Here is a 6,790-nt window from a genome sequence, read left to right on the forward strand (position 1 = left end):
TGCCGGCTCGTCTTATGCCTGTCGCCCCTGAGCAAGGCGCTTGCGCTTTTCTATATTTCAATAGGCTTTTTATTTTCATCTAGTGTAAATCCTTCTCCATGGACATCATGGACGACAGTGACAGAAACAAACGCATGTGGATCAACTGAGGTAATCAAGTTTTTTAAACGAACAATTTCGTTTTTAGCCACAACACAGTATAATACTTCTCTCTCTATTTTTGTAAAAGAACCATACCCTTTTAGAACAGTAACGCCTCTATCCATTTCTTCCATAATTTTTTTCGCAATATCATCATTTCTATCAGAAACAATCATTGCACCTCTGGCCGTATAGGCACCTTCTTGAATAAAATCAATAACCCTAGCTCCAATAAATACAGCTACTAGGGTGTACATTGCCTCTTTATAATTGAGATAGGTAAGAACAGATAACCCAATCACTCCTATGTCAAAGATAAACATGGTCCTTCCCATGCTCCAGCCAGCATATTTCTGGACAAGTCGTGCAATGATATCGACTCCACCTGTCGTACCGCCATAGCGAAAGATAATCCCTAATCCAATTCCAAGAAAAACACCCGCAAAAAGTGCAGCTAGTAATAAATCATCTTTTAGCGGCATGTCAATCGAATAACGCTGGAATATCCATAAAAAAACGGATAGACCGACCGTGCCAAGAAGTGTGTATATAAAAGCATTTCTACCGAGTAATTTCCAGCCGACAAAAAAGAGAGGGATATTTAAAATTAAGTTTGTATAAGATGGATCCCATTTGAACATGAAGTATAGAAGTAGCGTTATACCGGTAAAGCCGCCTTCGGCAAGTTTATTCTGCATATTAAAATTGACCAGTCCAAAAGACATAATCGCTGTTCCAATTAAAATAAATAAAACGTTTTTCATTTTAAGACCAAATATCATAATCTTATCTCCTCTACCACAATTTTCCCTAGCCAGCGGCTTTTATTATAGCGAATTAATAATAGAAGAGCAATTTTAGACTGGAAAGTGATACTTAATGCGAAAATATTTGTAAAACTAACTTTTTTTAGCTAATGTATTTAGTATAGTTGTTTTACAATTATTAAAAGAGGTGAATATGTGTGGCCAATGGCAAATCTATCAAAGACCTGCAGAAGGAAGTAGATACATACATAAGTCAATTTAAAGAAGGGTATTTTAGTCCACTTGCGATGGTAGCTCGGCTAACGGAAGAGCTAGGTGAGCTTGCCAGAGAAGTCAATCATCAATATGGTGAGAAGCCTAAGAAATCCAGCGAAACGGAAAAGGCTATTGAGGAGGAGCTGGGAGATCTTCTTTTTGTCATCATTTGCTTGGCCAATTCATTAAATATTGACTTGGAAGAGGCACACGGTTATGTTATGAACAAATTTAATACCAGAGATAAGGACCGCTGGACGAAGATAGAAAAGAAGGATGAGGAGTGAAACGGAATGGAAACGGTGAAAATTATTATAGCGGGACCACGAGGACGGATGGGGAGCGAAGCCGTCAAAATGGTAACCATTACGGAACATTTTAAATTAATCGCAGCAGTTGACCATAAACATGATGGCCACATGTTAAGTGACTTAGAGGGTTTTCATTCAATAAATAATGTCCCTATTTTTTCATCTATTGAGAAGTGCCTGCAAAATGTTGAGTGTGATGTATTAATTGATCTAACTACACCTGAAGTCGGCATGCATCATGCCAGAACAGCACTTCAACATAATGTGAGACCTGTGGTGGGGACTACTGGTTTTACAAAAGCTGACTTAGAAGAGTTGGAGCGTATATGTAAGGAAAAGGAACTAGGCTGTATAATAGCACCAAATTTTGCACTTGGCGCTGTGTTAATGATGAAGTTTTCAAAAATGGCTGCAAAATATTTTAATGATATTGAAATAATCGAACTTCACCACGATCAAAAGCTTGACGCTCCATCCGGCACTGCTGTTAAAACTGCTGAAATGATGGCGTCTGTAAGAGAATTCAAACAACAGGGACATCCTGATGAGAAGGAAACAATAAGTGGTGCAAGGGGTGCAGAATTTAACGGTATGCACATTCACTCCGTGAGACTGCCAGGACTCGTTGCCCATCAACAGGTTTTATTTGGATCAGATGGCCAAACGTTATCCATTCGTCATGATTCCTATAATCGCACTTCTTTTATGTCTGGTGTGAAAATAGCTGTAGAGACGGTAATGAAGCAAGACCTTTTTGTATATGGACTTGAAAATATTCTAGAATAGGAGCACTGCCATGAATATAGCTTTAATTGCACACGATAATAAAAAGAATGACTTAGTTCAATTTGCGACAGCATACCAAACTATCTTTTCAGAACACACCCTTTTTGCAACGGGTACTACTGGTCTTAGAATACAAGAAGCAACAGGATTACCCATTACTAGATTTCAATCTGGCCCACTAGGCGGAGATCAGGAAATCGGTGCGATGATTGCAAAAAATAAAATGGACGCGATTTTCTTTTTCAGGGATCCACTTACTGCTCAGCCGCATGAACCTGATGTGACGGCACTCGTTCGCCTATGTGACGTGTATTCTATACCCCTGGCTACAAATATGGGGACTGCGGAACTATTGATTAGAGGATTAGATGAGGGTTTCTTAGAATGGAGAAACATTATTCATGAGACCGGTGAAAGAGATGAGCGATAAGCACTTACATATATTAGCTTTCGGTGCCCATGCTGATGACGTCGAAATTGGCATGGGAGGAAGTATCGCAAAACTGACAGCAAGAGGGAAAAGAATAGGCATTTGTGATTTAACGGAGGCACAGCTTTCTTCGAATGGGACGATAGAGATAAGAAAATCAGAAGCAAATAAAGCAGCTGAAATATTAGGAGTATCTAAGAGATTGTCACTTGCATTTCCAGATAGAGGCCTGCTTCTACAGGAGGAATTCATTAGGAAGATTGCTTTCGTCATTAGAAGGTATCAACCACAAATTGTCTTTGCTCCTTACTTTGAAGACCGCCATCCTGATCATGGAAACTGCGCCCGCCTTGTGGAAGAGGCGGTCTTTTCTGCTGGCATAAGGAAATACCATACCGAGGATAGCCAAGCACCCCACAAGGTTTCAAACATGTATTTCTATATGATAAATGGCTTCCATAAGCCAGATTTCACCATTGATATTTCTGATACGATGGAATATAAAATTGCAGCCTTGAGGGCCTATAAAAGCCAATTTGAGAAAACAGAAAATAGTATTAAAACGCCCCTAGTTAATGGATACATCGAAACCGTTGAGGCAAGGGAAAGACTATTTGGTCAGCAAGTTGGAGTTGATTTTGCTGAAGGGTTTAAATCAAAGGTGCCAATTCTCTTGAATCGTGACTTGATGGGAGATTAAAAATGAGGAAACTTAAAATTGGAATTACCTGTTATCCTACTGTTGGCGGCTCAGGAGTCGTTGCGACAGAATTAGGGAAAATGCTAGCTGAGAAGGGGCATGAAATTCATTTCATCTCATCTAGCATGCCGTTTAGACTTAATAGAATGTATCATAATATTTTTTATCATCAGGTTGAAGTGAATCAATATTCTGTTTTTCAATATCCACCCTATGATATTGCCTTAGCAAGTAAGATGGCCGAGGTTGCTAATAGAGAAAATCTAGACATTCTCCATGTCCATTATGCTATCCCGCATGCAGTTTGCGCAATCTTGGCAAAACAGATGTCAAAGGTTGATGTAAAGATTGTCACCACGCTGCATGGTACAGACATAACCGTTCTTGGTTACGATCCATCCTTGACAGAGGCAATTAAGTTTGGGATTGAAAAATCTGATGCAGTAACGGCTGTTTCAAGGTCTTTAATTGAGCAAACCCAAGAACTAATTCAGCCAGACAAACAAATTGAAACGGTCTATAACTTTATTGATGAAAGAATTTATCAAAAAAGAGACGCAACCCATTTAAAGAAGGAATTCGGAATTAAAGAAAATGAAAAAGTCGTCATCCATGTTTCAAATTTCCGGCCAGTTAAACGTGTTCAGGATGTGGTAAAAACGTTTGCGAAGATTTCTGCTGCAATGCCGGCAAAGCTTTTGCTTGTTGGCGATGGCCCTGAAATGACGCCTGTTTGCAGGCTTGTAAAGAAATTAGGGTTAACTGATAAAGTTCACCTTCTAGGTAAACAGGAAAACCTTGATGAATTATATTCCATCAGTGATATAAAGCTGTTATTATCGGAAAAAGAAAGCTTTGGGCTGGTGGCTCTAGAGGCAATGGCCTGCGGTGTACCTTGTATTGGAACGAATGTTGGCGGATTGCCTGAAGTTATTCAGAATGGAGAGACAGGATACATTTGTGAGCTAGGGGATATTGACGATATTTCTAAGAAAGCTATCATGCTATTAAGTGATCAACAGATTCATGAACAATTTGCCAGTAATGGATTAGCTGTTGTGAAAACAAAATTTAGAGCCGAACAAATTGTCGGGAAATATGAGCAATTATATAATAAGCTCTTAAACTAAGGGTGATTAGGATGAAAGAGCCTTTTTTAGCAGCTGTACCAGTATTAGAAAGGTTAGAGACTGCAGGTTTTGAAGCATATTTTGTAGGGGGGGCTGTCAGGGACTTCCTTTTAAATAAAGAAATTAACGATGTTGATATTGCCACCTCGGCAACCCCCGAAGAAGTAAAACAGATTTTTTCGAAAACGGTCGATATTGGAATCGAGCATGGTACAGTTCTGGTTTTGTATCAAAATCTAGCATATGAAATTACTACGTTTCGAAGTGAAGCAGAATACGAGAATTTTCGCAGACCAAAGGAAGTTGCATTTATTAGGAGCCTTTCAGAAGATTTACAGCGGAGAGATTTCACCATGAATGCCATTGCGATGGATAAAGATGGAAACCTTATTGATCCATTTCAGGGGAATTTAGCAATCATAAATCAAGTCATTCAAACAGTTGGAAATGCAGAGAATCGATTTCAAGAGGATGCATTAAGAATGATGCGTGCTGTTCGCTTTGTAGGTCAGCTCTCTTTCAAAATTGAAGAAGAAACACTAAATGCACTGATAGAAATGGTACACCTTCTTGAACATATTGCGGTCGAACGAAAACAGACGGAGTTCGATAAACTACTTAGTGGTGTTAATCGAAAACAAGCCTTGGAATTAATTCTTCAAACCAATATGTATCATTACTTGCCTGGTTTATCAAACCAAGAGGAAGCTATTAAGTTAGTGTTAGAGTATGAAATTGAACGGTTAACCTCACGTGAGATGTGGGCATTGCTCATATTCAGCCTAAAAGTAGAAAAAAAAGAAATAGAAGAATTTCTTAGAGGCTGGCGAATCCCGTTGAAGGAAATTAGGGAGATACAGCTTATTTTACATTATCTAAATAAGCGATTTGAAACTAGTTGGTCTTCTTATGATTTGTATACAGCAACGAAGGACATTTTCGTATCATCTGAAATTCTATATCTCGTTATTAACGGCATCGTAGGTAGTGACACTATTCACCACTATACTCGACTGTATGAAAGTCTTCCGATTAAAGAACGATCAGAAATGGACCTAACAGGAACGGACTTAATGGCCTGGTTTAACAAAAGTGGTGGACCATGGGTGAAGGAGCTATTGCTTAAGGCTGAGCAAGCGATTCTAGATGGCAGAGTTACGAATAGTAAAAAAATCATAAAGGAGTGGCTGATGGAGTGCAATCACAACTAAGGAAAGAATTACTTGACGCCTTTACAACTGCTGGCGGTTCTTACTTATCTGGCCAGCATATAGCAGAGTTACTCGGCTGCTCCAGAACGGCTGTATGGAAGCATATCGAAGAGCTCCGAAAAGAAGGTTTTGAATTAGAAGCAGTGCGCCGAAAAGGGTACCGAATTGTAAAAACACCTGAAAAAATAACAGCCGATGAATTAAGACTGGGTTTAAAAACTAAATTTATTGGTAAAAACATCCACTACGAGGACAGTGTAGAATCTACACAAAAGATTGCGCACCGTTTAACTTATGAAGATGAACCTGAAGGGACAGTAGTTATTGCAGAAGAACAGCTATCTGGCCGCGGAAGAATGAACCGTAAATGGCATTCACCCAAGTATACAGGCATTTGGATGAGTATTATTCTAAGACCAAATATCCCACTTCCAAAAGCTCCTCAATTAACGCTATTGGCAGCGGTGGCAATTGTTCAGGCGATTGAGGACCTTACCGGGGTGCTTCCAGAAATAAAATGGCCAAATGACATCCTGATCAATGGGAAAAAGGTAACTGGAATTCTAACTGAACTTGAAGCAGAAGCAGATCGTATTAATTCAATCATCATTGGTATCGGAATGAATGTTAATCAAATAAAAGAAGACTTTCCACCTGAGTTACAGGACATAGCTACATCGCTCCTTATTGAAAAAGGTGAAAAAATATCCCGAGCTGAAATAATTAAGGGCATCTTTATGAATCTTGAAAAATTGTATTTACTATACCTAGAAGAGGGTTTCCTTCCAATTAAGCTATTATGGGAAAGTTATGCTATAAGTATTGGAAGACAGGTTACTGCGCGTACACTTACTCATTCAATTGTCGGAAAAGCCCAAGGTATTACAGACGACGGAGTATTAATGATTGAAGATGAACAGGGAAAAATACACCATGTGTATTCTGCTGATATAGAAGTATAAAAAGTTCAGATTTTAATGCTGTGTTAAAGCAAATGTTGATAATGGAACTCTGTTGATTTGTGCGGAAGGCGCGAGACTCCTCGAAAATGCTATCGCC

Annotated in this window: 8 protein-coding genes; 7 read left to right on the forward strand and 1 reads right to left on the reverse strand. The window is 39.1% G+C overall.

Going from position 1 to position 6,790, the window contains the following annotated elements; all coding sequences use genetic code 11:
• Positions 1-50: 50 nt before the first annotated feature.
• Positions 51-923, reverse strand: a complete 873-nt coding sequence (locus CHI06_RS04890; RefSeq protein ID WP_095247308.1) for a YitT family protein — start codon at positions 921-923, stop codon at positions 51-53.
• A gap of 182 nt (positions 924-1,105) precedes the next feature.
• On the opposite strand from CHI06_RS04890, the gene CHI06_RS04895 reads away from it, so the two are divergent.
• Genes CHI06_RS04895 through CHI06_RS04925 form a run of 7 tightly spaced genes read left to right on the forward strand, consistent with a single transcriptional unit; the run spans position 1,106 to position 6,693 of the window.
• The gene (locus CHI06_RS04895; RefSeq protein ID WP_095247309.1) at positions 1,106-1,450 is read left to right on the forward strand and encodes a nucleotide pyrophosphohydrolase; all 345 of its coding nucleotides are present in this window, start codon (positions 1,106-1,108) and stop codon (positions 1,448-1,450) included.
• Between the two features lie 6 nt (positions 1,451-1,456).
• Complete coding sequence (dapB, locus tag CHI06_RS04900) at positions 1,457-2,260, forward strand: 4-hydroxy-tetrahydrodipicolinate reductase (protein ID WP_095247310.1); 804 nt, start codon at positions 1,457-1,459, stop codon at positions 2,258-2,260.
• Positions 2,261-2,270: 10 nt separating this feature from the next.
• Entirely contained in the window at positions 2,271-2,690 is a 420-nt protein-coding gene (mgsA, locus tag CHI06_RS04905) for a methylglyoxal synthase (protein ID WP_095247311.1), read from the forward strand.
• On the forward strand, positions 2,680-3,390 hold the full coding sequence (gene bshB1, locus CHI06_RS04910) for a bacillithiol biosynthesis deacetylase BshB1 (RefSeq protein ID WP_095247315.1): 711 nt from the start codon (positions 2,680-2,682) through the stop codon (positions 3,388-3,390). Before mgsA ends, bshB1 begins: the two co-directional genes overlap by 11 nt.
• 2 nt (positions 3,391-3,392) lie before the next feature.
• The gene (gene bshA, locus CHI06_RS04915) at positions 3,393-4,520 is read left to right on the forward strand and encodes an N-acetyl-alpha-D-glucosaminyl L-malate synthase BshA (protein ID WP_095247312.1); all 1,128 of its coding nucleotides are present in this window, start codon (positions 3,393-3,395) and stop codon (positions 4,518-4,520) included.
• A gap of 11 nt (positions 4,521-4,531) precedes the next feature.
• Entirely contained in the window at positions 4,532-5,731 is a 1,200-nt protein-coding gene (locus CHI06_RS04920; RefSeq protein WP_095247313.1) for a CCA tRNA nucleotidyltransferase, read from the forward strand.
• Positions 5,716-6,693 carry a biotin--[acetyl-CoA-carboxylase] ligase gene (locus CHI06_RS04925; protein WP_095247314.1) on the forward strand — a complete coding sequence of 326 codons (978 nt, stop codon included), beginning with the start codon at positions 5,716-5,718 and terminating at the stop codon, positions 6,691-6,693. The genes CHI06_RS04920 and CHI06_RS04925 overlap by 16 nt, the downstream gene beginning before the upstream one ends.
• The last annotated feature ends 97 nt before the right edge of the window (positions 6,694-6,790 follow it).

Origin of the sequence: Bacillus sp. 7884-1 (assembly GCF_002272245.1) — a bacterium.
Taxonomy (GTDB): domain Bacteria; phylum Bacillota; class Bacilli; order Bacillales; family Cytobacillaceae; genus Neobacillus.

Coding starts and splice junctions, on each gene's coding strand:
- CHI06_RS04890 (WP_095247308.1), bottom strand. CDS start 923: ATGATATTTGGTCTTAAAATGAAAAACGTTTTATTTATTTTAATTGGA.
- dapB (WP_095247310.1), top strand. CDS start 1,457: ATGGAAACGGTGAAAATTATTATAGCGGGACCACGAGGACGGATGGGG.
- mgsA (WP_095247311.1), top strand. CDS start 2,271: ATGAATATAGCTTTAATTGCACACGATAATAAAAAGAATGACTTAGTT.
- bshB1 (WP_095247315.1), top strand. CDS start 2,680: ATGAGCGATAAGCACTTACATATATTAGCTTTCGGTGCCCATGCTGAT.
- bshA (WP_095247312.1), top strand. CDS start 3,393: ATGAGGAAACTTAAAATTGGAATTACCTGTTATCCTACTGTTGGCGGC.
- CHI06_RS04920 (WP_095247313.1), top strand. CDS start 4,532: ATGAAAGAGCCTTTTTTAGCAGCTGTACCAGTATTAGAAAGGTTAGAG.